The sequence below is a fragment of the Autumnicola tepida genome, from assembly GCF_031846485.1.
GTDB lineage: Bacteria > Bacteroidota > Bacteroidia > Flavobacteriales > Flavobacteriaceae > Autumnicola > Autumnicola tepida.
Genome location: NZ_JAVRHQ010000011.1, coordinates 24,065 through 46,828 on the forward strand (window position 1 = coordinate 24,065; position 22,764 = coordinate 46,828).

General features: G+C 40.3%; 24 protein-coding genes. 9 read left to right on the plus strand and 15 right to left on the minus strand.

Annotated features, from left to right (window positions below; all coding sequences use genetic code 11):
* Positions 1-848: 848 nt before the first annotated feature.
* Both RM553_RS10280 and RM553_RS10285 read left to right on the plus strand, forming a co-directional pair.
* Positions 849-1,649 carry a TIGR00266 family protein gene (locus RM553_RS10280; protein ID WP_311534835.1) on the plus strand — a complete coding sequence of 267 codons (801 nt, stop codon included), beginning with the start codon at positions 849-851 and terminating at the stop codon, positions 1,647-1,649.
* 131 nt (positions 1,650-1,780) lie between these two features.
* Positions 1,781-1,978 (plus strand): hypothetical protein, encoded by a 198-nt coding sequence (locus RM553_RS10285; RefSeq protein ID WP_311534836.1) that lies wholly within the window; start codon positions 1,781-1,783, stop codon positions 1,976-1,978.
* 38 nt (positions 1,979-2,016) lie between these two features.
* Here the strand turns inward: RM553_RS10285 and RM553_RS10290 are convergent, their stop codons facing one another.
* The 8 genes from RM553_RS10290 to RM553_RS10325 all read right to left on the minus strand — a co-directional run bounded on the left by RM553_RS10290 (position 2,017) and on the right by RM553_RS10325 (position 9,815).
* The gene (locus RM553_RS10290; protein WP_311534837.1) at positions 2,017-2,958 is read right to left on the minus strand and encodes a LysR family transcriptional regulator; all 942 of its coding nucleotides are present in this window, start codon (positions 2,956-2,958) and stop codon (positions 2,017-2,019) included.
* Between the two features lie 206 nt (positions 2,959-3,164).
* A complete protein-coding gene (locus RM553_RS10295; RefSeq protein ID WP_311534838.1) occupies positions 3,165-3,587 on the minus strand; it encodes a DUF2141 domain-containing protein in 423 nt (140 codons plus the stop codon).
* 100 nt (positions 3,588-3,687) lie between these two features.
* Positions 3,688-5,016: a DUF58 domain-containing protein gene (locus RM553_RS10300; protein ID WP_432271458.1), complete on the minus strand. Its 1,329-nt coding sequence runs from the start codon at positions 5,014-5,016 to the stop codon at positions 3,688-3,690.
* 3 nt (positions 5,017-5,019) lie between these two features.
* Positions 5,020-6,036 (minus strand): AAA family ATPase, encoded by a 1,017-nt coding sequence (locus tag RM553_RS10305; protein ID WP_311534840.1) that lies wholly within the window; start codon positions 6,034-6,036, stop codon positions 5,020-5,022.
* Positions 6,011-7,240 carry a DUF4350 domain-containing protein gene (locus RM553_RS10310; RefSeq protein WP_311534841.1) on the minus strand — a complete coding sequence of 410 codons (1,230 nt, stop codon included), beginning with the start codon at positions 7,238-7,240 and terminating at the stop codon, positions 6,011-6,013. Before RM553_RS10310 ends, RM553_RS10305 begins: the two co-directional genes overlap by 26 nt.
* Positions 7,233-7,997 carry a DUF4129 domain-containing protein gene (locus RM553_RS10315; RefSeq protein ID WP_311534842.1) on the minus strand — a complete coding sequence of 255 codons (765 nt, stop codon included), beginning with the start codon at positions 7,995-7,997 and terminating at the stop codon, positions 7,233-7,235. Before RM553_RS10315 ends, RM553_RS10310 begins: the two co-directional genes overlap by 8 nt.
* The gene (locus RM553_RS10320) at positions 7,997-8,857 is read right to left on the minus strand and encodes a YciC family protein (RefSeq protein WP_311534843.1); all 861 of its coding nucleotides are present in this window, start codon (positions 8,855-8,857) and stop codon (positions 7,997-7,999) included. Before RM553_RS10320 ends, RM553_RS10315 begins: the two co-directional genes overlap by 1 nt.
* On the minus strand, positions 8,832-9,815 hold the full coding sequence (locus RM553_RS10325; RefSeq protein WP_311534844.1) for a stage II sporulation protein M: 984 nt from the start codon (positions 9,813-9,815) through the stop codon (positions 8,832-8,834). Before RM553_RS10325 ends, RM553_RS10320 begins: the two co-directional genes overlap by 26 nt.
* Before the next feature lie 34 nt (positions 9,816-9,849).
* Here RM553_RS10325 and RM553_RS10330 point away from each other — a divergent pair, with 34 nt between their 5' ends.
* Positions 9,850-10,563, plus strand: a complete 714-nt coding sequence (locus tag RM553_RS10330; protein ID WP_311534845.1) for an RDD family protein — start codon at positions 9,850-9,852, stop codon at positions 10,561-10,563.
* Between the two features lie 86 nt (positions 10,564-10,649).
* Here RM553_RS10330 and RM553_RS10335 read toward each other — a convergent pair whose 3' ends face one another.
* Positions 10,650-11,393, minus strand: a complete 744-nt coding sequence (locus RM553_RS10335; RefSeq protein WP_311534846.1) for a peptidylprolyl isomerase — start codon at positions 11,391-11,393, stop codon at positions 10,650-10,652.
* Here RM553_RS10335 and RM553_RS10340 point away from each other — a divergent pair.
* Both RM553_RS10340 and RM553_RS10345 read left to right on the plus strand, forming a co-directional pair.
* The gene (locus RM553_RS10340) at positions 11,392-12,033 is read left to right on the plus strand and encodes an NUDIX hydrolase (protein WP_311534847.1); all 642 of its coding nucleotides are present in this window, start codon (positions 11,392-11,394) and stop codon (positions 12,031-12,033) included. The two genes, RM553_RS10335 and RM553_RS10340, sit on opposite strands and share 2 nt — an antisense overlap.
* Positions 12,034-12,083: 50 nt before the next feature.
* A complete protein-coding gene (locus RM553_RS10345) occupies positions 12,084-12,887 on the plus strand; it encodes a lysophospholipid acyltransferase family protein (protein WP_311534848.1) in 804 nt (267 codons plus the stop codon).
* Between the two features lie 815 nt (positions 12,888-13,702).
* Here the strand turns inward: RM553_RS10345 and RM553_RS10350 are convergent.
* Complete coding sequence (locus RM553_RS10350) at positions 13,703-14,341, minus strand: DUF8845 family protein (RefSeq protein WP_311534849.1); 639 nt, start codon at positions 14,339-14,341, stop codon at positions 13,703-13,705.
* A gap of 7 nt (positions 14,342-14,348) precedes the next feature.
* On the minus strand, positions 14,349-14,843 hold the full coding sequence (locus RM553_RS10355) for an RNA polymerase sigma factor (protein ID WP_311534850.1): 495 nt from the start codon (positions 14,841-14,843) through the stop codon (positions 14,349-14,351).
* Positions 14,844-14,975: 132 nt separating this feature from the next.
* Between RM553_RS10355 and RM553_RS10360 the strand changes: the two genes are divergently transcribed.
* The 4 genes from RM553_RS10360 to RM553_RS10375 all read left to right on the plus strand — a co-directional run bounded on the left by RM553_RS10360 (position 14,976) and on the right by RM553_RS10375 (position 19,142).
* Complete coding sequence (locus RM553_RS10360) at positions 14,976-16,280, plus strand: NAD(P)/FAD-dependent oxidoreductase (RefSeq protein WP_311534851.1); 1,305 nt, start codon at positions 14,976-14,978, stop codon at positions 16,278-16,280.
* A gap of 459 nt (positions 16,281-16,739) precedes the next feature.
* A complete protein-coding gene (locus RM553_RS10365; protein WP_311534852.1) occupies positions 16,740-18,059 on the plus strand; it encodes a 2TM domain-containing protein in 1,320 nt (439 codons plus the stop codon).
* Positions 18,056-18,370: a 2TM domain-containing protein gene (locus RM553_RS10370; RefSeq protein WP_311534853.1), complete on the plus strand. Its 315-nt coding sequence runs from the start codon at positions 18,056-18,058 to the stop codon at positions 18,368-18,370. The genes RM553_RS10365 and RM553_RS10370 overlap by 4 nt, the downstream gene beginning before the upstream one ends.
* A 22-nt stretch (positions 18,371-18,392) precedes the next feature.
* Positions 18,393-19,142 (plus strand): LytR/AlgR family response regulator transcription factor, encoded by a 750-nt coding sequence (locus RM553_RS10375; protein ID WP_311534933.1) that lies wholly within the window; start codon positions 18,393-18,395, stop codon positions 19,140-19,142.
* A 185-nt stretch (positions 19,143-19,327) separates the two neighbouring features.
* Here the strand turns inward: RM553_RS10375 and RM553_RS10380 are convergent, their stop codons facing one another.
* The 4 genes from RM553_RS10380 to RM553_RS10395 form a co-directional block, all read right to left on the minus strand.
* Positions 19,328-20,128 carry an anti-sigma factor gene (locus RM553_RS10380; RefSeq protein ID WP_311534854.1) on the minus strand — a complete coding sequence of 267 codons (801 nt, stop codon included), beginning with the start codon at positions 20,126-20,128 and terminating at the stop codon, positions 19,328-19,330.
* 1 nt (position 20,129) lies between these two features.
* Entirely contained in the window at positions 20,130-20,660 is a 531-nt protein-coding gene (locus tag RM553_RS10385; protein WP_311534855.1) for an RNA polymerase sigma factor, read from the minus strand.
* A 106-nt stretch (positions 20,661-20,766) separates the two neighbouring features.
* Entirely contained in the window at positions 20,767-21,366 is a 600-nt protein-coding gene (locus RM553_RS10390; RefSeq protein ID WP_311534856.1) for a superoxide dismutase family protein, read from the minus strand.
* Between the two features lie 133 nt (positions 21,367-21,499).
* A complete protein-coding gene (locus RM553_RS10395; protein ID WP_311534857.1) occupies positions 21,500-22,714 on the minus strand; it encodes a bifunctional alpha/beta hydrolase/OsmC family protein in 1,215 nt (404 codons plus the stop codon).
* Between the last annotated feature and the right edge of the window lie 50 nt (positions 22,715-22,764).

The window sequence follows — 22,764 nt, forward strand, 5'->3', positions numbered from 1 at the left end:
AACCAGGCTGTAAGGAGGTTCAAAACCTTCTCACAGCCTTTTTTATGCTTTTCTCTGAAATGGAAATTTTTGGAATATCGCTAACAGAATGGAGCGGATATCTGGCTTCTTTTTTTGTTCTTCTCGCCTTTTTTATGAAAAATATTAAGACGCTCCGTTACGTTAATTCTATCGGATGTATCTTTTTTGTGGTTTATGGGGTTCTTCTACATTCATGGCCTCTGGTGATTACCAATGGAGCAATTATTTGTGTAAACATTTACTATCTTTTTATTAATAAGAAAAAGCCGGTAAAAGCTGATGAGGTAAGGAGCTAGAAGCTAACCGGGATGATTTTTTTGGATATTACCGAATTATTTACGCCATTCCCGGTGGACTTGTAATTGGATTTCTCAAATTATCAGTACTATGAGAATCGCTACATTGCAATCGACTTTGCATCAGTTATAGCAGGAGGAATATTAGGAACTATTTACGGTGCGACTTTATTCCCGAGCTATCTTAAACCAAATGAAGAGAAACTTCAGGATGGCCCACCTTTTCCAGTCCACAAAGAGTAGCCAAAAAGTCAGTTTATTGGCATCTTTAATTTTGTACTTTTAAGGAAAAGCTAAAGAAAATTCTGTTTCGGCTGTTTTGAACAGTAAAAAACCTGAAACACGATCAATAAAGGAGCCCGAATCTACTTTAGTGTTTCCATAGTATATGCCGGATAGGAAAGTGGATATTCTCTTCAACTACAATTAATTTCCGATCTTACAGTTCAAATTTGTAATTTAACTTGCCAAAGCTGATTTAATTTTATTCAGTCAACAGTTTTATCTCAGAATACTTTAAACCTTTAGATTATGAATGCACATGAAATAGATTACCAGATTTTTGGAGAAGAAATGCAATATGTAGAACTGGAACTGGACCCACAGGAAGCTGTAATAGCCGAAGCCGGGAATTTTATGATGATGGATAATGGGATTAGAATGAATACCATTTTTGGGGATGGCTCGGCGAAAGATGAAGGTTTTTTGGGTAAAGTACTGGGTGCCGGGAAACGCCTGCTCACCGGGGAAAGCCTTTTTATGACCATTTTCAGCAACGAGATACAGGGTAAAAAGAAAATTAGTTTTGCTTCTCCCTATCCAGGAAAAATTTTGCCTATAGACCTTACCCGGTTTAATGGAAAATTTATCTGTCAGAAAGATGCTTTTTTATGTGCTGCGAAAGGGGTTTCTATCGGAATAGAATTTAGCCGGAAACTTGGCCGGGGTTTATTTGGAGGTGAAGGTTTTATTATGCAAAAAGTTGAAGGAGATGGGATGGCCTTTGTTCATGCGGGGGGAACAATGGCCACCAAAGAGCTGCAACCCGGAGAGAAATTAAAGGTGGATACCGGCTGTATAATCGGTTTTACCCAGGATGTGGATTATGATATTGAGTTTGTGGGTGGGATCAAAAACACATTTTTTGGAGGCGAAGGTTTATTTTTCGCTACTTTAACCGGCCCTGGAACTGTTTACATCCAGTCACTGCCATTCAGCAGGCTCGCCAACAGAATTCTTCAGGCAGCTCCGCAGGGTGGTGGTAAAGATAAAGGAGAAGGTAGTATTTTGGGAGGTTTAGGGGACATTATGAGCGGCGATAACCGCTTTTGATTCTGTTAAAAAGTTGTTGAAGTAGAAGGTAAACGTATTTATTTCTTATATTTATTACAAATCTACTAATCTATAGAGCACAACTACCCGTTTTTTATCAACCTAATTTCTAACTAAACCAGTATCAAATTATGGCGAGAGCGATGTTTGATTACACCAAAACGGTACTTGATAAAGTAAGTTTTGATGCTAATTTGTTCTGTAAAGAGGTGAAGAAGGCTATCCAGAGATTGTTGCCTCACGAAATTGAGGAATTGAGGATTTGGATTATTTCCCTCATCAAGCAGAACCCCGAACTAAATGATTGTTTAATTTATTTAAATACCTAATAAAAGAGCGGCCCTAAAGCCGCTCTTTTACCTTGAGCCTATTTCTTATTGACCGGACTGATGATTTGAACATTCTGAAAGGTGATTGCTCCTTTTACCACCCCGGCTATGGTACTGCGCAAAGCTTCAATAATCTGCATTTTTAATTCGCTGCGGTTATAGATAAGGCTTACCTCCCGCGCCGGGACAGGGTCTTCAAACATCTTCAAATTCTCCTTTTCAGATTCTTTTGTTTCCAGGGTGTGCAGGTACGGTAGTAAAGTCATTCCCAGGCCTTCGTTGGCCAGTTTTATAAGGGTTTCAAAACTTCCGCTCTCCAGTTGAAAGTGGTCGTCACTAAATCCGCGGGAAACCTGGCAAAGGTTTATAATCCCGTCTTTAAAGCAATGCCCGTCCTGTAGTAGCAAAATATCATCCAGGTCCAGGTCGCTTACTGCAATTTTCTTCTTCTTGTGCAGCCGGTGTGAGGCCGGAATATATCCTACAAAAGGCTCATAATAAAGTACATTTTCTTTTATTCCTTCCTGTTCAAGAGGTGTGGCAGCAATAGCGGCATCCAAATGCCCTTCTTTCAGTTTTTCAATTATTGCCTGAGTGTTTAGCTCCTCTATCTTGAGTTTTACTTTTGGATACTTTTTTATAAAGTTATTGATGAATAGAGGCAGTAAAGTGGGCATAACTGTGGGAATCACCCCAAGCCTGAAAATCCCTCCCACATATCCTTTTTGCTGGTCTACAATATCCTGGATCCTGTCACTCTCATTAACAATATTACGTGCCTGATGAACAATTTTCTGCCCGGTTTCAGTAAGCTGGATTGGCTTTTTGGTCCTGTCAAAAATCTGGACATCCAGTTCTTCTTCCAACTTTTGTATCTGCATACTTAACGTAGGCTGGGTTACAAAAACCTTTTGGGCGGCTTTGGTAAAATTTTTATGTTCGGCAACGGCCAGTACATAATGGAGCTGAGTAATCGTCATAGAAGGTTAGATTTTTCAGGTACAAAGGTATTGGTTTTTTCTATAGTATCATTAAAAAATTTATGGAAGGAGATGTATAAGAAAGCTGCCGGTCCTTTTGGGCCGGCAGATTCTGCATTTTACTCAATAATGGAAATTTAGGACTTGCTTCCAGTTCTTTAAACTGTATAATGCTCTTGGGGCCTGCCCCGGGAGCTAACCAGATTCTAGAACCTGATTTCTATGTCCTGGTATTCTTCATTAAACCGGAATTTTGATTCCTGCCATTGTGGTGGTCCGTAAGACATGGAATTTCCGGATGTTCCATAACTTTCCATCGGCATTCCGCTGCTGTCAAAATCCATACGCCTGTTCCCGTTTTTGTCATGAAGGGCGATAATTGCATAAGTACCTTCAGGTATACCTTCAAAATTTGCTGTGGCTACCCCATCTTTAATTTCACTTAAAGCTCTAAAGTTTGGCTCTCCCTTCATAAAGGTGTCTTCGGTGTAGATCCCGAATAAAACTTCTCCCTCATCACTGGTTACATTGTTGATGGTGACGGTGATTTTTCCCTTTTCTTCCAGTTTTTCCTGGGCGGTTACAAAATTGAAGAATAAAACTGCTGCTAATACTGCTAATGTTTTCATAGTTGTTGGTTTTGATTAATACTTCAAAGCTATGCTGAAGTTTAAACCCAACAGAAAACTTCTTGCCGAACTGTGGAAATAAACTGCTGAATTGTTATACCTAAAGCAATCCCCTTGCTTTTATTTCCAGGTATTTATTAATGGTGTTGATACTAAGCTCTTCGGGTTTGGTTAAAACCGTCTGAATCCCGTTACGCTGAAGTTCTTTGGCCATTTTAATTTTGTCATAAGAAAATTGCTCCGCAATAGTTTGATGGGCATTGGCCGGGATAGATTCGGCTTCAGTATCAATGAGTTTTTGCACTTCTGTATTTTCAAAAAAGATTACCACCAAAACATGCTTTTTTGCCAATGCTTTTAAAAACGGCAGTTGCCTTTTTAGTCCCGAAATATGTTCAAAATTGGTGTACAACATCAGCAAACTCCTGTGGTTGATATGCTTTTTGACATTTGCGTACAACAGGCTGTAATCTGAATCCCTAAAACCGGTTTTAATGTTATAGAGACTTTTCAGGACCCGGTTTAGCTGGCTAAATTTTGAACTTGCTGCCAGGAGGTATTCAATTTTGCTGGAAAAACTTAGCAGTCCCACCTTGTCTTTTTTCTTTAGGGCAACATTGGAAAAAGCAAGGGCGCTGTTAATGGCGTAATCCAAAAGGCTTAAACCTTCAAAAGGCATTTTCATTACCCTGCCGGTATCAATAATGGAATACACAGGCTGGGCTTTTTCATCCTGAAACTGGTTCACCATCAGGTTTCCCTGTTTGGCGGTGGCTTTCCAGTTAATGGTGCGCACATCATCGCCGGCCACGTACTCTTTTATCTGCTCAAACTCCAAGGTATGCCCAATTCTTCGGATTTTCTTTATTCCGGGTTGGGAAATTTTATTGTCTATAGCCAGGAAATCCAGTTTTTTCATCTGGATGAAAGAAGGGTAAACCTTCACCATCTGGTCTTCATCAAAGACCTTTCGTTTTTTTACCAGTTTAAGCTGAGTGGAAGCGTAAATATTTAATTTTCCGAAGATGTATTCCCCACGATGCAATGGCCTTACCAGGTATTCAAAAGTATGGTTTCCTCTTGCGGGAATCTGAAACGTCTTTAAAAAATCCCTTTTTTGAAACTGAACGGGCAGCTCGTCTATCACCTCGCAGTAAACATTAAATTTATAGTTATTCTGAAGTTTTAGAACCACCGGATTTTCATCTGAATTTGAAAATTTTTCCGGCAGTATCCTCTCTGCTGTGATGCCTTTATTTTTGAATAAAGTAACCATGTCCAACAGGAGAAAAATGATAAGCAGGACGGCCAGGATCCAGCCTGTAACGTATAAGAATTCAAACCAATACGAAAAAAGAAAAATTGCGGCAATGCTGAAAAGCGCCACAAAAACCCTTTGGGTAAAGTATAAGGATTTGAAAAATTTAATCACTTATCGAGGAATTTCAACAGATTGGGTAATCATTTCAATAACATTTCTGGTGGTCATGCCTTCCATTTCCCTGTCGGGGGAAAGAATAATCCTGTGGCCTAATACGGGATTAAGAGCACGTTTAATATCTTCAGGAATCACAAAATCCCTTCCGTTTATGGCTGCAAAAGCTTTGGAGGCATTCATCACCGCGATGGAAGCCCTTGGGGAAGCGCCAAGGTACAAATGCGGGTGCTGCCTTGTTTTTCCCACCAGCTGGGCGATATAATTCAGCAGTTTCTCTTCGATAATGATCTCGTGGATCTGCGTTTTTAATTCGTTCAGTTTCTCCGGATTTAAAACCGCCTCAATATTGGCTTCAGGAAGTTTTCCTTTACGTTCGTGATGGGATTGTAAAATCTTTACTTCATCTTCCATAGAAGGATAACCCACCTCTATTTTAAATAAGAACCGGTCCAGCTGGGCTTCCGGCAGGGCATAAGTACCTTCCTGCTCTATGGGGTTTTGCGTGGCAAGCACCATAAAAGGGGCTTCCATGGTATGTTTTTTCCCGTCTATGGTTATTTGCCGTTCTTCCATAACTTCAAAAAGGGCGGCCTGTGTTTTGGCAGGGGCGCGGTTTATTTCGTCAATTAAAATCAGGTTGGAAAAAACCGGCCCGGCTTTAAATTCAAATTCTGAAGTTTTCATATTAAGCACCGAGGTTCCCAGAACATCGCTCGGCATAAGATCTGGCGTAAACTGAATTCTGCTAAAGCCCGTTTCCAAACTTTTAGCAAAAAGCTTCGCGGTTACCGTCTTGGCTACTCCAGGAACGCCTTCAATAAGTACATGGCCATTGGAAAGTAGTCCCACAATCAGCAATTCTACAAATTCATCCTGGCCCACGATTACCTTTGCCAGCTGTTCTTTCAGTTTTTCCACTGAAAGTTTAAGCTCCTCCAATGGTACTCGATTACTAAAATTAAGCTCTTCATTTTGTATTTCGCCTTCAGGCTGTATCTCTTCGTTGTCCATTTTTTAAGTCTTTAAAATTGTTGATCGAGCGGCTAAGCTGAAGAAATTCTTCCTTGCTTACCTTCTTATTATTTTTTAGGCGATCTATTTCTTTAAATAATATTTTGGCATCTTCCGGCTCTTTTTCTGCCCGGGAAGCAAGATCCTGGTAAAATTTTCCGTTTATTTCCTGTGTGCGGAGGCGATAATTTAACCGGATATATTCTAAAAATAATTCAATTTTCTTATCTGCGAGTTCTTTATACCGCTTTTGCTCAAGATACAGGTCTGCCACCGTTTGCGTGTATTCATAAGTTTGGTTTTTGGCAGGTTTTACCACCGGAATTGGGCGCTGTTTCCTTTTACCTTCAAAAATGATGAAAAGCACTCCCGCAATAATCACAAAATAGTAAGCCCATTTTAAAGAACGGCTGCTAAGCAGGATATAAAGTGGCGAAGAATAAAAGGCTTTGCCAGATTTGTAATAGGCATCCCACAGAATTTTCCCGCCGGGGTGGAGGTAAGACAAAACTTTTTCAGCATACTCATAATTATTGTCAGACAGCAGGAAGTAATTACTAAATGCCTGTGGATTGGTATGCAAAAGGATCTCTCCATCTCCGTAAGGCACTTTAATAAAATTGACCTTTTCTTCTTCGGAATCTGGATCGTCTTCAAGGCTCGCCACGCCTAAAACAACGTGATTCGCCGTGTCTATTTTGCTGAAGAAAATAGCATCTATATTATGATCTAATTTATAGGCTTTTTCGCTTTTAAGCTCAGAATTGACAAAATTAAAACCTGGCGCTGAAGTAAAATCTTTTTCACTCATAAATTCACTGGTTTCTATCTCCAGGGTGTCCAGTAAATTAAGGCTGAGGTAATTGGCCGAAAGAAAGGCCGAATTTCCTTTTTTTACCCATTCCAGCAAATCGTCCAGCTCGGCATCGTCTAAAGCGATGTAATGGTTGAGAAAAAAGTAGGTGCCATCCGGAATGCTGTCCTGCTGAAAAAATTCATAAGGCGGAATGTTGATTTTCTCAATTTCGGCGGACTTGCTGTTCTTCCAGCTTTCAAAGAAAACAAAACTTCCCAGTGGGATTTTATCTTTGGCGGTATAACTTGGCGTCCAGTTTACCGGTTCCGGCTCGGTGGCTTCCATATAGGTTAGCGCCAGAATGAGCAGCAAAAATGCAGCAAAGGTTATTTTGAAGGTTTTATTCATTCGCCTTTTTTTTCAGGAGGTTATCCATTTGAACAAATCCTTTTTCAGCAAGGCGAAATTCCGTTTCCGAAACTTTAAAATCTCCGTACCAGATAAAATCATAAAGCCGGGTTATTTTTCGAAATTGCTGTTTTACTGTTTCCGCATAAATTTCCCCGGAATAATCTTCATTGGTCTTTTGAAACTGGTAAGAAATAAACCCCATAGCGTCCAGTTTTTTTAAATTGTAGAGATAGTAATAGCGCACCGCCAGGCGATACTGGTGGTTTTCTATGGCTTCCTCTATAAGCTTGCTGATGTCTTTTGACTGGATAATTTCTTCTTCTTCAGATAAAAACACCTGGGATTCTGCAGGACTTTCCAGTAAAGAACTTCCCGGGTCCAGTTTGGTGATCAACCAGAAAATAAATCCCAAAACGGCAGCCAGGACCAGGTACGGAAGAACCGTGATTAAAAATTGCAGAATCCCGCCGGGAGTATAATCCCCAAAAAGCCATTCCAGCAACTGGTTATATTTTAGGTTAAGCCATTTTTTAAAACGGGTCCACCAGGAGTCTTCTTCGGTTTGGTTAAGATATTCAAACTCCGGCTGTTCCTTGTAATCTTCAATTTGTTCCTCATCAAAAGAGGTTTTTTGAAGCCCCGGGGTATGGTCATATTTGATTTCAGCGATAGAATCACCGGCAGATTCCTGCTGGGGAAGAGCTTTTCCGAAGCAAAAAAAGCTAAGTAAAATTGCTAAAATCAGTCGCTGCATTAGTCGTGTTTCCCCAGGTTTTCTATAGATTCAAAAGTGCCGGTAAAATTCTGCCTTTCATTTAGATTGAAATAAACAAAGGAAAGCCCCAGTGGGAGAATGGAATAAAGAATATACTGGAAGATGGAGGGGATTATAGAAAGCAGCATATACACCCAGTCAAATACTCCAGACATGTCCCCGGCGGAATTTTCCTGGAAAACCGTAAACATTTTAATGATGGTATAGATGAGCAGGGGAAGCTGAAATATAAAACTGATCACGTAGATAAGCAAAACTATCACGAAAATGGTAAAGAAGGTGATCCACCAGTTATTTTTTATCAGTTGAAAAGCTTCCGAAATACTGTCGGTAATGTTGGTCCTTCTGAATACCAACACCGCGGCGCTAAGGCTTAGTGGCACACTTACGTAAATTCCTGGAATAAGAAAGAGCATAAGGCCGGCAACGGTTAAAACCCAAACAATTACCTGCAGGCCAATGAGTTTTCCAAGATCCTGCTTTACTCCCTGGCCAACCTCTGCCTGTACTACATCTCCGTTATTGGCAATGTAAGATCTAACGTAATGCAAGACCGTTCCGTTTAATACCGCCGAATACAGCAGTACCGATACCGCTAAAACCATCACCGATACTATTACCTCTCCTTCGCTAAGGGCTCCTGTACTAAATACAGGGCTCCCAACTGTGGAATAAGTGTAGTAGCTTATGGCGGCAATAAGAAGAATAAAAGCCGGAGTAACAAACTTAAAGAAGCTGGTAAAAAAAGTTTTATAGTTTTCTCTTAGAAATTTAAAGAGTACGCTAAGGATATCCCCAAGTTCCCGCTGTTGTTTAAACCTGATGTAGTTGCTGTTCATCGTTGGATTTTTTGTTATGTAGATAGATTGGATAGAAAACGTAATAAAACAGGATCAGGCACAAAGAAAGCAATATAATGCATATTGCCAACCAGTCGGGCATTTGTGTGAGCCTGGTTACAAAGCCTTCCAGAAATCCTGCAATTATAAAAAACGGAATGGTGCTGATCACTATTTTCAAACCATTTTTTATCCCGAAAGTAAAAGACCTTAACCTGGAATAGGTGCCGGGAAACAGCAGGCTTTTTCCCACCACAAGGCCGGCACATCCCGCCACAATAATTACTGAAATTTCTATGGTACCGTGTATCCAGATGGTCCTGGCCGATTCCCAAAGCAGGACTTTGTCATAAAAGAAGTATTGAAAAGATCCCAGCATCACTGCATTCTGCATCAGGATAAAAGCTGTGCCAAGGCCGGCAAGGATGCCCAGCGTAAAGGCAAATAAACCTACCCTTATATTATTAATGGTGATCCCCAGGAACATATCGGTTTCTGCAGCCTGTTTATAAACCGCCATGGGATCGTTATTGGCAATATTTTCCAGGGTCATGTTTACATAAGCATCGCCAAGGATTCCACGTACAAAAGCGCCGTCACTTGCTGCGGAAAAAGCTCCGACTACGGCAAAAAGCGCGAAAATCAAAAAGGCGAGCAGTAACTGCTTTTGATGATGATAAAAGAAAAGCGGGAATTCTTCAGTGAAAAATCCGATAAACCTGTTTCTGGATTCTTTCTTGTTTTTGTACATTTTCTGGTGTGCGGCCGAAGCCATTTCATTTAGAAAAAGTACCGTATTGCTTTGTGGATAAAAAGTTTGGGCATAGCTCAAATCGTCGCTAACTTCTATATAAACGGCAGAAAGTTGCTCCGGGGGAATGGGATTTTTATTTTTAAGGAGGCTTTCAAACTTCAACCATTTATCCTTATTTTGCTTCACAAAGGCGGCCTCGCGCATGTTTTTTCAATTAGGACTCAAAGTAACATATTAAATGGATAATTTTCAAATAGAAACTGCTCAAAATATAAGTATAAAACAAAAAGTGGCAGGAGTGGGGGAGCGCATAGTGGCCTTTATAATAGATAGTTTTATACTGGTGCTTTACGGGATTTTTATGGGGCTGGTCATTGCAGGAACAGATCTTAACCGTGGTGGCGATATGATGTACTACCTGGTGCTGGGCCTGCCGGTTTTTCTCTATTATTTACTTTGGGAAACCTTCTGGAACGGGCAAACTCCGGGGAAGGCAGCTATGCAAATAAGAGTGGTTATGGAGGATGGTTCCCGCCCTTCTTTTGCCAATTACCTTATACGGTGGCTTTTAAGATTTGTGGATATTAGCCTTACCAGTGGCGCAGTGGCGGTGGTGGTGATTTTGCTGAATGGCAAGGGCCAGCGCCTGGGCGATATTGCAGCGAAAACAACGGTGATAACTGAAAAACGCAAGGTGGGGATTGCCAATACGCTGGCAGTAGACCTGCCGCAAAATTATACTCCAAAATACCCGCAGGTAACGGTTTTAAGGGACGCGGATGTGCAGGAAATAAAAGGCATTTACCGAAAGGCCAAAATCAACGGGAACCATAATATAATTTTGACACTGGCCAAAAAAGTGTCTGATTTACTTGATGTGGAATATGAAGAAAACCCTATGGATTTTCTGAACAGGGTTATCTCAGACTATAATTATTACACCCAACAGTAATTTTATATGTCCCTGCGAGGCGTTAGTCTGGTTGCCATTAAGATGCAATAGCCTAAGCAATCTGCAGCAATCATTGGCAGGTCGTTTCACTCAATTATCTCCACGTCCATATAAACATTATCGATAGGCCATTCTGATTGCCCGGTTTCCACCTGCGATATTTTTTCTGCAACGTCCATTCCGCTAATCACTTCCCCAAAAACAGTGTGTTCATTGTTAAGGTGTGGTGTCCCGCCTTTGTCCATCACTATAAAAAATTCATATGGGGAAGAAGCTTTGCTCACATTCTGTTCGCTGTATTTTGCTGCGGAAAAAGCGCCGTAAGTATGTTTATGGCCGGCATCAAATTCACTCGGGATGAGATAGCTCCCAATATTATGCCTCATTTTGTTCGTACTTATGTTATCTGAATTTCCTCCCTGTATCACAAATCCCGGCGCGACACGGTGAAAATAAGTATCGTCAAAATAGCCATTTTTTACCAGCATAATAAAGTTAGCGCGGTGCAGCGGAGTGTCCCGGAAAAGCCTGACCTCAATATCCCCATAGCTGGTTTTTATCCTCACCTTGTTTTCAGGGTTTTTCTTGCCGTATTCCGTTAAAAAAGGAATTAATTTCTCCTGCGGAATGGGATAAGCATCGCCTAATTCTTTACTGGTTTCTTCCTTTTCTTCGGAATTGTTCTGCGCAACGGCTGTTTCAGTAGAATCTGGTTCTTCCAGTTTATCGGCTACCGTTTCTGCTGCGCTTTTCTGGGAAGATTTCTTATCTTCACAACTTGCAAAAAAAAGAACGAGGAAAACTGCAATAATTGTAAGGCTGGGTCTCATGGAATTCGAAATCTTTAAATCTGAAATCTCAAAATTAAAAAAAATAGGACTACCGGGCGAAGCCTCACATCATAAATTGGCGCCTCAAATGAGAATTGAGGAATTGGCGAGTATAGATATTGCCAGCATGAAACCGAATGAGGCCGGGGTAATGGCCCTTTTTTATCCTGATGTTGAAGGCGAGGTTCATCTCGCGCTCATTTTGAGAAAAACTTACAAAGGAGTTCATTCCAACCAGATCGGTTTTCCAGGGGGCAGGGTGGAAGAAACCGACAAAGACCTGGAGGAAACAGCCCTAAGGGAAACCCAGGAAGAAATTGGGGTGCCGCAGCAGGATATTGTGGTAATAAAAAAACTGACAGAACTTTATATTCCGCCGAGTAATTTTTGGGTGCACCCTTTTGTTGGAATTCTTGAAAAAACACCGGTACTCATTCCGCAGGAGTCAGAAGTAGAAGCTATTGTAGAGGTAAGGCTGGAGGATTTTATGGATAAAAGAAATATGGTAAAACACCGGCTAAGCACGTCTTATGCTAAGAATATTGAAGTTCCCGCCTTTAGGTTAAATGGGCATATTGTATGGGGCGCTACCGGAATGATGCTGAGTGAACTGAAGGAGATGCTAGAACAAGTGCTGTAATGCAGGAATTACTATATTTGCTCCCGCTCAATAATATTACGGAATAATAAATGGGGCTTTTTAAGAAAAATCCTTTTGGACATATATTATTTCTGAAGAAGTGGCTTATCCGCATCTTTGGGGTGATGACCCATAGGAGGTACCGTGGGTTCAATGAATTAAAGATAGAAGGTTCTGAAATTATCAAAAACCTTCCCGATACCAATGTTCTGTTTGTTTCCAATCACCAAACTTATTTTGCAGATGTGGTGGCGATGTTCCATGTTTTTAATGCCAGCCTGAGCGGCAGGGTAGATTCCATTAAGAATATTGGGTATATCTGGCAGCCTAAGCTAAACATTTATTATGTGGCGGCTAAGGAAACCATGCGGGCGGGGCTTCTAACCCGTATTATGGCTTATGCCGGTGCCATAACTGTAGAACGCACCTGGCGTGAAAAAGGCAAAGAGATAAAACGCGAGGTAAACCCGCAGGATTCTGAAAATATAGGGGAGGCACTGCAGGACGGCTGGGTAATCACTTTTCCGCAGGGCACAACCAAGCCTTTTAAACCTATAAGAAAAGGAACTGCCCATATTATCAAAAATCATAAACCCATTGTAATTCCAATTGTTATTGATGGTTTCCGCAGGTCTTTTGACAAAAAAGGTTTGCGTATTAAAAAGCGCGGAATTTTGCAGTCTTTCCAGATCAAAGAACCCCTGGAGATAGATTATGAGAATGAATCTATTGAAGATATTGTGAAAAAACTGGAGTATGCTATAGAACAACATCCGTCTTTTTTAAAGGTTATTCCGGCTGAAGAAATTAAAGCCATGGAAGAGCTTAATAAAAGCCGTAAATGGGAGTATTAAGCTGAGAGTGCTTTCAAATGTTGAATGTTTAGTTTAATGCTGAATTTTGAATTGAAGCTGATAATTCTGTGCAAACTCCGAAATTTAAACTCTGAAACAACCATCGCGGCCTGCGGGCATCCTGTTCGGCGGGTCATTCAGGCTTTTCTTGGAAAGTAGGGGAGCGGTTTGAAGTTGTTTTAAATGTTGAATGTTTAATGCTGAATTATGAATTGAAGCTGTTAATTCTGCTAATTGTTCTTTGTCCTTTGTCAGTTTTCAACATTTTGTCCCTTTACTCCTCCAAACTCTGAACTCTGAAACAACCATCGCGGCCTGCGGGCACCCTGTTCGGCGGGTCATTCAGGCTTTCTTGGAAAGTAGGGGAGCGGTTTGAAGTTGTTTTAAATGTTGAATGTTTAATGCTGAATTTTGAATTGAAGCTGATAATTCTGCTAATTGTTCTTTGTCCTTTGCCAGTTTTCACCATTTTGTCCCTTTACTCCTTCAAACTTTGAACTCTGAAACAACCATCCCGGCCTGCGGGCACCCTGTTCGGCGGGTCATTCAGGCTTTCTTTAGAAAGTAGGGGAGCGGTTTGAAGTTGTTTTAAATGTTGAATGTTTAATGCTGAATTATGAATTGAAGCTGTTAATTCTGCTAATTGCTAATTGTTCATTGTCCATTGTGTATGTCCATTGTTCTTTGTCAGTTTCCACCCTTTTTTCCCTTAACTCCAAACTCCAAACCACGAACTCCGAGCCGCAAACGCCAATGTCAAACTCTGAACTCCTCCATCAAATCCAACGTCTAACCACTAAAGACTACCGTCTCTTTTACACATCCAGTTTCTTTAATTCCTGGTAATTACGATTTAACCTTTTTAATAAAATGCCGTAAATAAGCCGGTAAAAGAGCCAGATCAATCCCATTAAAACGGCAAGCCCAATTAAAACGATAAGGGAAAGTTTGATCCAGGCCAGCGTGTTGAAATCGTAATTTGCAGCAGTGGTAGCCTCTGCCGTAAGGCTGTGGTGTTCGATAATAAAGTACAACGAAACCAGGCCGGTAAACGCAGAGCCTATCAGTACAAAAGCGATGTAATATTTTACAGTTTTTCGGGTTTTTAGTATGTTTTTCATTAATCCGGCCGCACTGTCGGTGGCATTGATCCTTTTATAATTCCTGTAAAATTTAAATATAAAAAACAGCGTGATCAGGTAACCTACCACATTAGAGATAATGGTAAATTCAGTCAGGTCAAATTCTTCAATTTCTTTCCAGTAATTTTTATCAATAATAGCAATATCCAGCACGGCCCAGAATAAAAATTCCAGCACACTTATAATAAATATCCATTTAACGATAGAAGAAGATTTCTTCCATATCATTTTATAGATTTCATCATAAGAAAGGTGGGGCAGGCTTGCTTCCCTGCTTTTCCAGTCCTTTTTTAATAAATCCAATCCATCCATTCTACTTCTACGGATTTAGTATTGTTCTCAATTTTGTTTTCACCCTGTTCATCTTCACTCTTGCATTTACTTCTGAAATCCCCAGGGTCTCTGAAATTTCCTTGTAATTTTTATCTTCCAGGTATAAAAAAACCAGGGCTTTTTCAATGTCATTCAACTCCTTAATAGCATCATACATTAGTTTTATTTGCTGTTCCTCTTCATCGTCATACTCTTCAGCTTTAATTTTAAAATGAACACTTTCGTAGTCCTGAGTCTGTATTCCCCTCTTTTTCTTACGATAAAGGGTTATTGCCGTGTTAAGCGCCACCCTGTACATCCAGGTACTAAACTTTGCTTCGCCCCTAAATTTGGGATAAGCCTTCCACAGCTGGATAGTAATTTCCTGAAATAAATCGTTATGTGAAGCCTGATCGTTTGTGTAGATGCGGCATATTTTATGCGCAATATTCTGGTGCTTTTCCAGGTTTGTTACAAACTGATGTTCTAATTCCTTGTTCACAATATTCGGTTGGCACTTATTGGTAGCCGGAAGAGCAGCAATGTTACAAAAAAGTATAAAGTATAGTTAATGCCATATCATTTTTTCTTTCGGAGCCCCAGAAAAGTTAAATTTGGGTAAAACCAACCATATATGAATATTCCCCAGTCGGATTTACCCAGAGTAGTGATTATAGGAGGAGGTTTTGCCGGAATGGCGCTTGCCCGAAAACTGCTTAAGGAGGATGTACAAATGGTGCTGCTGGACAGGCATAATTACCATACCTTTCAGCCTTTGCTGTACCAGGTATCTACGGCAAGCCTGGAACCCGATTCTATTGCCTATCCTCTCAGGAAAATAACCCGGGACAGTAAAAAATGCTTTTTCCGCCTCACTGAAGTTTCTTCTATTTCTCCCGAAACAAATACAGTGCATACCAATATTGGCGATATAGTATATGATTACCTGGTGATCGCAACAGGTTCCAAAACCAATTTCTTCGGAAATAAAAGTATTGAAAAGAATGGGATGTGGATGAAAACTGTGCCGCAGGCGCTGAATATCCGGAGCCTTATTCTTGAAAATCTGGAACAGGCTGTAATAACTGATGATGTCGAAAAAAGAAAGGCATTGCTCAACTTTGTAATTGTTGGGGCAGGTCCTACTGGCGTGGAACTTAGTGGTGCCATAGCCGAGCTTCGGAATAATATCGTTCCAAAAGATTATCCTGATATTGATCCTAATGAGATGAATATTCACCTGCTGGAAGGTTTAAGCCGCGTATTGCCTCCTATGAGCGAGGAAGCCTCAAAAAAAGCCGATAAGTTTTTAAAAGAACTCGGCGTTCATATTCATCTGAATACGATGGTGGAGAATTATGATGGACACCTGGTAAAGACAAATACCGACCTTGCCCTGAAAACTGAAACCTTTATCTGGTCTGCAGGGGTTACCGGCGCGCCGGTAAAGGGATTAAACGCTTCGGCAATTGTAGAAAAGGCCAATCGCTACGAGGTGAATGCTTTTAACCAAATTAAAGGCTATGAGAATATTTTTGCAATTGGGGATATCGCCCTTATGCAAAGCGAAGATTTTCCCAAAGGGCATCCTATGGTAGCCCAGCCGGCTCTTCAGCAAGGAAAACACCTGGCGAAAAATTTAAAAAGGCTTATTAAAGGAGAAAAATTAGAACCCTTCGATTATTATGATAAAGGGACTATGGCCACGGTGGGTAGAAACCGTGCAGTCGTAGATTTGGGTAAATTTAAATTTGGTGGTTTCCTGGCATGGTTCGTCTGGATGTTTGTTCACCTCTGGTTCCTCATTGGCTTTAGAAACAGGCTGGTCACATTTTTTAACTGGGTGTACAATTATATCAATTTTGATAAAGCTGCAAGGCTTATTGTGAGGCCTTTTAAGGCAAATAAAGAAATAATGGAAGTAGATGAAGATGTATAGTCGCTTTCCATAAATATAAGTTCAATATTTTTATTTCTTAAACCATGATCTTCCAGATATAATATATTGCTGGAAGGCCATGGTTTTTCCTATTATTTCTACTGAATTTGCCAGATATTATCAGGAACTTCATTTTTAAGAGCTAGCGGCCTTCCTGAATAGTTTTCCTTATCCCTTCTGCTGAAAATCCCTAATTTAGGAGCTGAAACTTTAATTTTTTTAAAGAGTGCTGCTGAAAAACTTTCAGGTTTTGCTTTTAACATCAATTGCGCTGAAGGCATTCGTTTAAACGCTAATTTTCATCAAAGAATTTTTGGTACCTGCTGAAGGTAGCCTGGGTAGCCGATTTTTAAAATAATGTGGGTAACCTACAGTTCAGCATTAAAATTTGACATTTCAGGAAATCAATTTTTAAATACAGGTACAATAAGCAGAAATTAGCATCAGATAAAAAGAGAAATGAAAATCATCTTCAAAATATTACGGATTGCAGTCATCATCTCGGTAGCAGTGATGCTTCTGGATTCTGTTTTTAATGCCCGTGCCGAAAAACTGCTGGATTGGGAAATATGGGGCGTGATTTTTTTCTATTCGGTGGTCCTTACGGCCATCAACGCTACTTATTTTTCCTTTTTCAATCGCAAAATCGGCTGGGCCGGGGCAGGATTAAAAAGGGTATTTCTAGCCTCTGCCGGTTCAATTATACTTACGCTTATAGGTTTCTTTTTCTGCCGGATGATAGACCAAACCCTTTTCAGGGGAATGGAACTTACCCTCTTTCTCAAAAACGAAGAACTAAGGTATTATTATGCGCCCTTGTTGTTTACCATTATTGTCTCGCTGCTTTTTCACCTGATCTATTTTTACAAAGCCCTTCAGGAGCGAAAAGTGACCGAACAAAAGATCATTGCCGGTACGGCTTCAGCTAAATTCGAAAGTCTCAAGAACCAGATAGATCCGCATTTTTTATTTAACAGTCTGAACGTTCTTACCTCACTGATTGATGAAAATCCGGAACAGGCACAAAAATTTACTACTTCGCTATCTAAAATTTACCGCTATGTGCTGGAGCAAAAAGATAAGGAACTGGTAAGCCTGGAAGAGGAACTATCCTTTGCCGTTACTTATATGAAGCTGTTAACGATGCGGTTTGAAAACAGTATTTTTTATGAAGTGCAGGAAGATCTAAATATCCCCGATGCCAAAGTAGTGCCGCTGTCCCTTCAGCTTTTGCTGGAAAATACAATAAAACATAATGTGGTGAGCGAAAACAGGCCGTTGAAGATAAAAATTTATGCTGAAGAAGGGAATTTGATCATTCAGAATAACCTTCAGAAAAAAGAAGTAATGCAGCAGAGAAGAGGAGTGGGGCTGCAGAATATTGTAGATCGTTACGCATTGGTAACCCGGCGAAAAGTAATGATAGAAGAAAATCCAGAATTTTTTAAAGTAAAAATACCAATACTAACTAAACAAATTTTAAATATGGAAACTGTAAACACCAACGAAACTGATGCCTATTTCAGGGCAAAACAACGGGTAAAGGAAATTAAGGAGTTCTATGGAAACCTGCTCGCGTACTGCGTGGTTATCCCGTTCCTTATTTTTATTAACTATTACACCTTCTGGGGATTCCAGTGGTTCTGGTTTCCTTTATTTGGATGGGGGATAGGAGTGACCATTCATGGCTTTTCGGTTTTTGGATACGGCTCGGAATGGGAAGAACGTAAGATCAGGGAAATTATGGAAAAAGAAAACCAAACAACAACATGGAAATGATGAAAAAGACAACTGATAATATCCGTTACCATGCCGTCAGGAAAAGGGTGAGGGACATAAGAGGATTTTATCTTCATCTTATGGTATACCTGGCGGTGAATATTATGCTTTTTATCCTGGTGAATACGAGGGAAGGATTTTGGGGCAGCCTGGGTAATCTTACCAATTACAGCACCGCTTTTTTCTGGGGAATAGGATTATTTGCACATTGGTTTGGCGTGTTTGGTTCTGGCCTTGTTTTTGGCAAAAACTGGGAAGAGAAGAAGATACGGGAATTGATGCGCAAAGAAGAGAGAAAAACCTGGGAATAACTTTTTACCAAAATTAAAAATGATTAAAGCATTAATTATAGAAGATGAAAAGCCCTCGGCACGAAGGCTGCAGCGAATGCTGGAAAAAATAAATGTGGAAGTGATTTCCACCTTACACTCGGTAGAAGAAGCGACCTCTTGGTTTTTACAAAATGAGCAACCGGAGCTGATCTTCCTGGACATTCAGTTAAGCGATGGCCTCTCTTTTGAGATTTTTGATAATGTTGAGGTGAGCAGCGCCATTATTTTTACAACTGCTTATGATGAATACGCTCTAAAGGCTTTTAAACTGAACAGTATAGATTACCTGCTAAAACCTATTGATGATGAGGAGCTGGAAGCGGCGGTAAAAAAGTACGAATCCAACCAAAATTCCTCCAGTGGGAAGCTGGATATTAAAAACCTGAAATCCCTGCTTAACATTCCTGTTTCAGAATATAAGAAGCGTTTTACGGTCCAGGTGGGCCAGCACCTAAAGCTTATTAATGTGGAAGATATATGCTGTTTTTTCTCTGAAAATAAAACCACCTACATTAATACCTCAGATGGCAGAAACTATCCAATTGATAATTCCCTTGAAAATTTAGAACAACAGCTGAATCCTGAAAAGTTTTTCAGAATCAGCCGGCAGGCCCTTGTTAACGTTAAAGCAATTGATGATATTATTTCCTATACCAATTCCCGATTAAAGCTCAAAGTGCAGTCTTTCCAGGAGTTTCCGTTAATTGTTAGCAGGGAGAAGGTAAAAGATTTTAAAAACTGGCTTTCCTGAAAATGTTAAAGTTGATTTTTTGAAAACCGCCGGTTTAAATTATCCGTACATATAAGTGAAGCTCAAATAGATACTGGATTTAATTATGATTCTTTTTTGGCGAATTCAATAATTTGAGTTTTAATTTTTTTGGTTGGTTATAGGAAGGCTTGTTCGTTGGGGACAGGCCTTTCTTCTTTAGGAAATTATGGTGTACTAACGGTTCCCATCACATAAAGCTGATCCATAGTTGGTGTTTCACTACCTCCTTCGGGTTCCAGAGTAATACCAAAAGCTTCAGAATTGTTGGTATTACGCATCTGGAAAACCTTATTTTCGTCTGCGGTAAAATTACTTAGAAGCCCAATGCTGGTTGGTTTTAAAGGCTGCATGGTAAGCGACCATACCTGGTAAACCTTGCCTCGTGGTGGTTCAGGTAATCCCTGAGCATCTATAAAAGCCTGGTTTTCTTCTGTATTCCAATATACGGTAGCGTAAGAATCTGGTGCAACAGCTTGTCCTGCCAGGGGAATTCTTCTTGTATTTCTGTCCCTTATCATTGCCAGCAGCTCCCTGGCACTTTCTGCATTTGCGCGGGCATCTGCTATTTGTTGTTCCATTTGCGCATTTCTGGCCTGCTGGGTTCTTAAGGACTCCCGCAGGTCGTTATTCCGGTTAAACAAAAAGAATAAACCTATAAGGAGCAAAAAGCTTGCCGCCCATCCTAAATACGCAAATACCGTAGAAGTTTTACGGCGTACAGGGATAGTGGTTTCGCCATTCCTGTCTTCAATTTTGGATTTAAGGGAAGCCAACAAATGTTCAGGATTATATGGAGCCACACCAATAGCCAGCTGAGATAGTGCTTTTTCAATTTCTTCCACTTCCTCCCTTATTTCAGGATGCTGCTTTAATTCATGGGAAACTTCGCGACTTTCTTCTTCACTTAATGCCCCGCAAACGTAGAGTTCTAAAATTCCTGACGATATGTATTCCTGTAAATCCATATTATTCCAGTACAAGCTTTCTTAAACTTTTAATACAAGCCCTGTTTTTTGTTTTTACAGAACCCAATGGCATTTTTAATTCTTCAGCGGTTTCTTTTTGGGTGAAACCTTTAAAGAAAAGTAAATCAATAAGCTTTTTACAAATTGGCTCTAGAGCCCCGATAAACTTTTTAATACCAATAGCGTCTGTAGCGGCAGCATAATTGGTCCTGGTTTCTAAAATATCTACGAAATTATCTGATGGCAGGTTTTGTCTCTTATTTTTGAAATCCTTTGAGCGTAATTTGTCAATGGAGGCATTTCGGGCGATATTCAAAATCCAGGTAAAAAATCGGCCTTTATCAGAATCGTATGTTGAGGCGTTATCCCAAATTTTCATAAAAACATCCTGTAGTATTTCTTCAGCCACTTTTTCATCATTTACTATACTGAAGATTATGCCATAAGTACTCTCTGAGTATAATTCGTAAATGCGTTCAAAAGCACGTTGATTACCGTTTTGTAGCTCAAGGATAAGACCGTCTTGTTGCATGAGGAATGGTTAATGTACAGTAAATGTATAAAATATAAATATATATAAATAATAAAAGCAGCCGGTGGGCTGCTTTTGAATACTATTAAATTAAGTGAAGTAAAAGCTACATGGTTATTTCTCCACATCCAACTCTTGTTCCGGCATCTCCCGATGGCTGGGAAGTATAGTCATCTACACCGTCATGAACAACAACTGCTTTTCCAACGATGTTCTTCTGGGGATCGTCGCATCCTATACACCATTGATCTGTGGAAAAGGTTACAGTACCTTCTCCATCACTGTCTACTTCAAAATTTCCTATATCTCCACGATGGTATCCTTCTTCATCTCCCCATTCGCCGTGAGGCTCATTTGTTGGATTCCAGTGACCTCCGGCTGAAGTTCCATCTTCAGCAGAACAATCTGCTTTCTCATGAATATGGATAGCATGAGTACCTTCAGGTAATCCCGTAATGGTTCCTTCCATAGTGACTTCTCCGTCTTCTTCAGTAAAAGTAATAGTTCCGGAAAGGTCGCTACCACTCTTTGCATCCAGGTCCACGGTTATTTCCTGAGGCTCTTCAGATTCCATGTTATCTTGTTCCATTTCTGAAGTTTCCTCAGCATCCACTTGATTTACTGCGTCATTTTCTCCCTGGTTATTTTTACAACCAGTAATAAAAAAAGTAGCGCAAAATAATAATGATAAACTAATACGTTTCATAATTTCAGGTTTGGTTTAGTAATTAAACATAACTAAATTAAACGTATTGCAGGCATTCACCAAAGTTTTAAGTATAGCTTAACAGTGGAATGGCTTTGGTTTGGGTGGGTATTGGGATGATGCAGCGCTAAAATTAAATATGTGCCATTTCTGTTTTTACCTGGATTTTACCCATAAGGCTCCTGTGTACCGGACATTTATCTGCAATTTCAAGAAGCCTCTGTTTTTGCTTCTCATCCAGCTCCCCTTCAATTATAATTTCCCGTAGGAAGGTATCTATTTTTGAATCGTCTTTCTCACAATTTTCACAATCGCTGTTGTGTTGTCTGGTGTAATCCACATGTGTTTCCACATTTTTGAGATGCCATTTTTTACGACGCGCATACATTTGTAAAGTCATGGAAGTACAGGCGGCAAGGCCGGCAGAAAGCAGTTCGTAGGGGGTAGGGCCAAAATTATTGCCGCCAACCTTAACCGGTTCATCTGCAATGAAATTATGCCGGCCGGCTTTAATTTGAGTAGTGAATCCTTCTTCTCCCAGGTTCGCCACAACCTGATGGGCTGTTTTTAAATCAACTTCTTCTTCTGTGGTAATATAACGCTGGGCCCAGGCCGCAATAACTTTTCCTGTGTAGGAGGAATCTTCTTTTTCCCCGAGTAAATGGTCTGCCCCGTCCAGGGAAATAAAACTTTTGGGATGGCTTAGATTCCTGTATAATTCTTCGGCATTCCTTATTTCCACAATATTGTCCTGGGGAGAATGCATTATAAGAACAGCCTTGTCCAGGTTCGCAAGTTTTTGCTGAAGATCATGTTTCTGCAGGTCTTCAAGAAACTGCTTTTTGATTTTAAAGGACCTTCCTCCAATATTGACCATGGCATCGGCATCTTTCTGAAGCTTTTCCAGTTGTTCAGCCAATAATCCCTTAACATGGGAAACAGTGGAAGGCGCGGCGATGGTCGCGATTGCTTTTACAGAAGCTATTTTTTCTGAAGCCATTAATACCGCAGCTCCTCCAAGGGAGTGTCCTACCAAAACGGAGGGTGCATGATATTCCTGCTCTAGAAATTTTGCGGCGGCGATAAGATCATCAATATTCCCTGAAAAATTAGTTTCTGAAAAATCGCCTTCACTTTCCCCCAGTCCTGTAAAATCAAATCTTAGCACTCCAAAACCCTGTGCCGCCAGGTTTCTGCTTACGATCTTTGGAGCGAAGAAATTTTTATTACAGGTGAAGCAATGTGCAAAAAGCACAAAATTATGTGGTTTTTGATTTGTTGGCACTTCCAGGTAGCCCGAAAGTTTATCACCATTTTTATTTTCAAATTCAACTTTGGTCGTCCTCATAACTTCTGCTTTATTTGGATAAAGTAGAAAAATTTCTCCGGTCAAAAAAA

Bases quoted from the DNA above. Each gene is read 5' to 3' on its own strand.
- RM553_RS10280 (WP_311534835.1), top strand. From the start codon at position 849: ATGAATGCACATGAAATAGATTACCAGATTTTTGGAGAAGAAATGCAA.
- RM553_RS10285 (WP_311534836.1), top strand. From the start codon at position 1,781: ATGGCGAGAGCGATGTTTGATTACACCAAAACGGTACTTGATAAAGTA.
- RM553_RS10290 (WP_311534837.1), bottom strand. From the start codon at position 2,958: ATGACGATTACTCAGCTCCATTATGTACTGGCCGTTGCCGAACATAAA.
- RM553_RS10295 (WP_311534838.1), bottom strand. From the start codon at position 3,587: ATGAAAACATTAGCAGTATTAGCAGCAGTTTTATTCTTCAATTTTGTA.
- RM553_RS10305 (WP_311534840.1), bottom strand. From the start codon at position 6,036: ATGGACAACGAAGAGATACAGCCTGAAGGCGAAATACAAAATGAAGAG.
- RM553_RS10310 (WP_311534841.1), bottom strand. From the start codon at position 7,240: ATGAATAAAACCTTCAAAATAACCTTTGCTGCATTTTTGCTGCTCATT.
- RM553_RS10315 (WP_311534842.1), bottom strand. From the start codon at position 7,997: ATGCAGCGACTGATTTTAGCAATTTTACTTAGCTTTTTTTGCTTCGGA.
- RM553_RS10320 (WP_311534843.1), bottom strand. From the start codon at position 8,857: ATGAACAGCAACTACATCAGGTTTAAACAACAGCGGGAACTTGGGGAT.
- RM553_RS10325 (WP_311534844.1), bottom strand. From the start codon at position 9,815: ATGCGCGAGGCCGCCTTTGTGAAGCAAAATAAGGATAAATGGTTGAAG.
- RM553_RS10330 (WP_311534845.1), top strand. From the start codon at position 9,850: ATGGATAATTTTCAAATAGAAACTGCTCAAAATATAAGTATAAAACAA.
- RM553_RS10340 (WP_311534847.1), top strand. From the start codon at position 11,392: ATGGAATTCGAAATCTTTAAATCTGAAATCTCAAAATTAAAAAAAATA.
- RM553_RS10335 (WP_311534846.1), bottom strand. From the start codon at position 11,393: ATGAGACCCAGCCTTACAATTATTGCAGTTTTCCTCGTTCTTTTTTTT.
- RM553_RS10345 (WP_311534848.1), top strand. From the start codon at position 12,084: ATGGGGCTTTTTAAGAAAAATCCTTTTGGACATATATTATTTCTGAAG.
- RM553_RS10350 (WP_311534849.1), bottom strand. From the start codon at position 14,341: ATGGATGGATTGGATTTATTAAAAAAGGACTGGAAAAGCAGGGAAGCA.
- RM553_RS10360 (WP_311534851.1), top strand. From the start codon at position 14,976: ATGAATATTCCCCAGTCGGATTTACCCAGAGTAGTGATTATAGGAGGA.
- RM553_RS10365 (WP_311534852.1), top strand. From the start codon at position 16,740: ATGAAAATCATCTTCAAAATATTACGGATTGCAGTCATCATCTCGGTA.
- RM553_RS10370 (WP_311534853.1), top strand. From the start codon at position 18,056: ATGATGAAAAAGACAACTGATAATATCCGTTACCATGCCGTCAGGAAA.
- RM553_RS10380 (WP_311534854.1), bottom strand. From the start codon at position 20,128: ATGGATTTACAGGAATACATATCGTCAGGAATTTTAGAACTCTACGTT.
- RM553_RS10385 (WP_311534855.1), bottom strand. From the start codon at position 20,660: ATGCAACAAGACGGTCTTATCCTTGAGCTACAAAACGGTAATCAACGT.
- RM553_RS10390 (WP_311534856.1), bottom strand. From the start codon at position 21,366: ATGAAACGTATTAGTTTATCATTATTATTTTGCGCTACTTTTTTTATT.
- RM553_RS10395 (WP_311534857.1), bottom strand. From the start codon at position 22,714: ATGAGGACGACCAAAGTTGAATTTGAAAATAAAAATGGTGATAAACTT.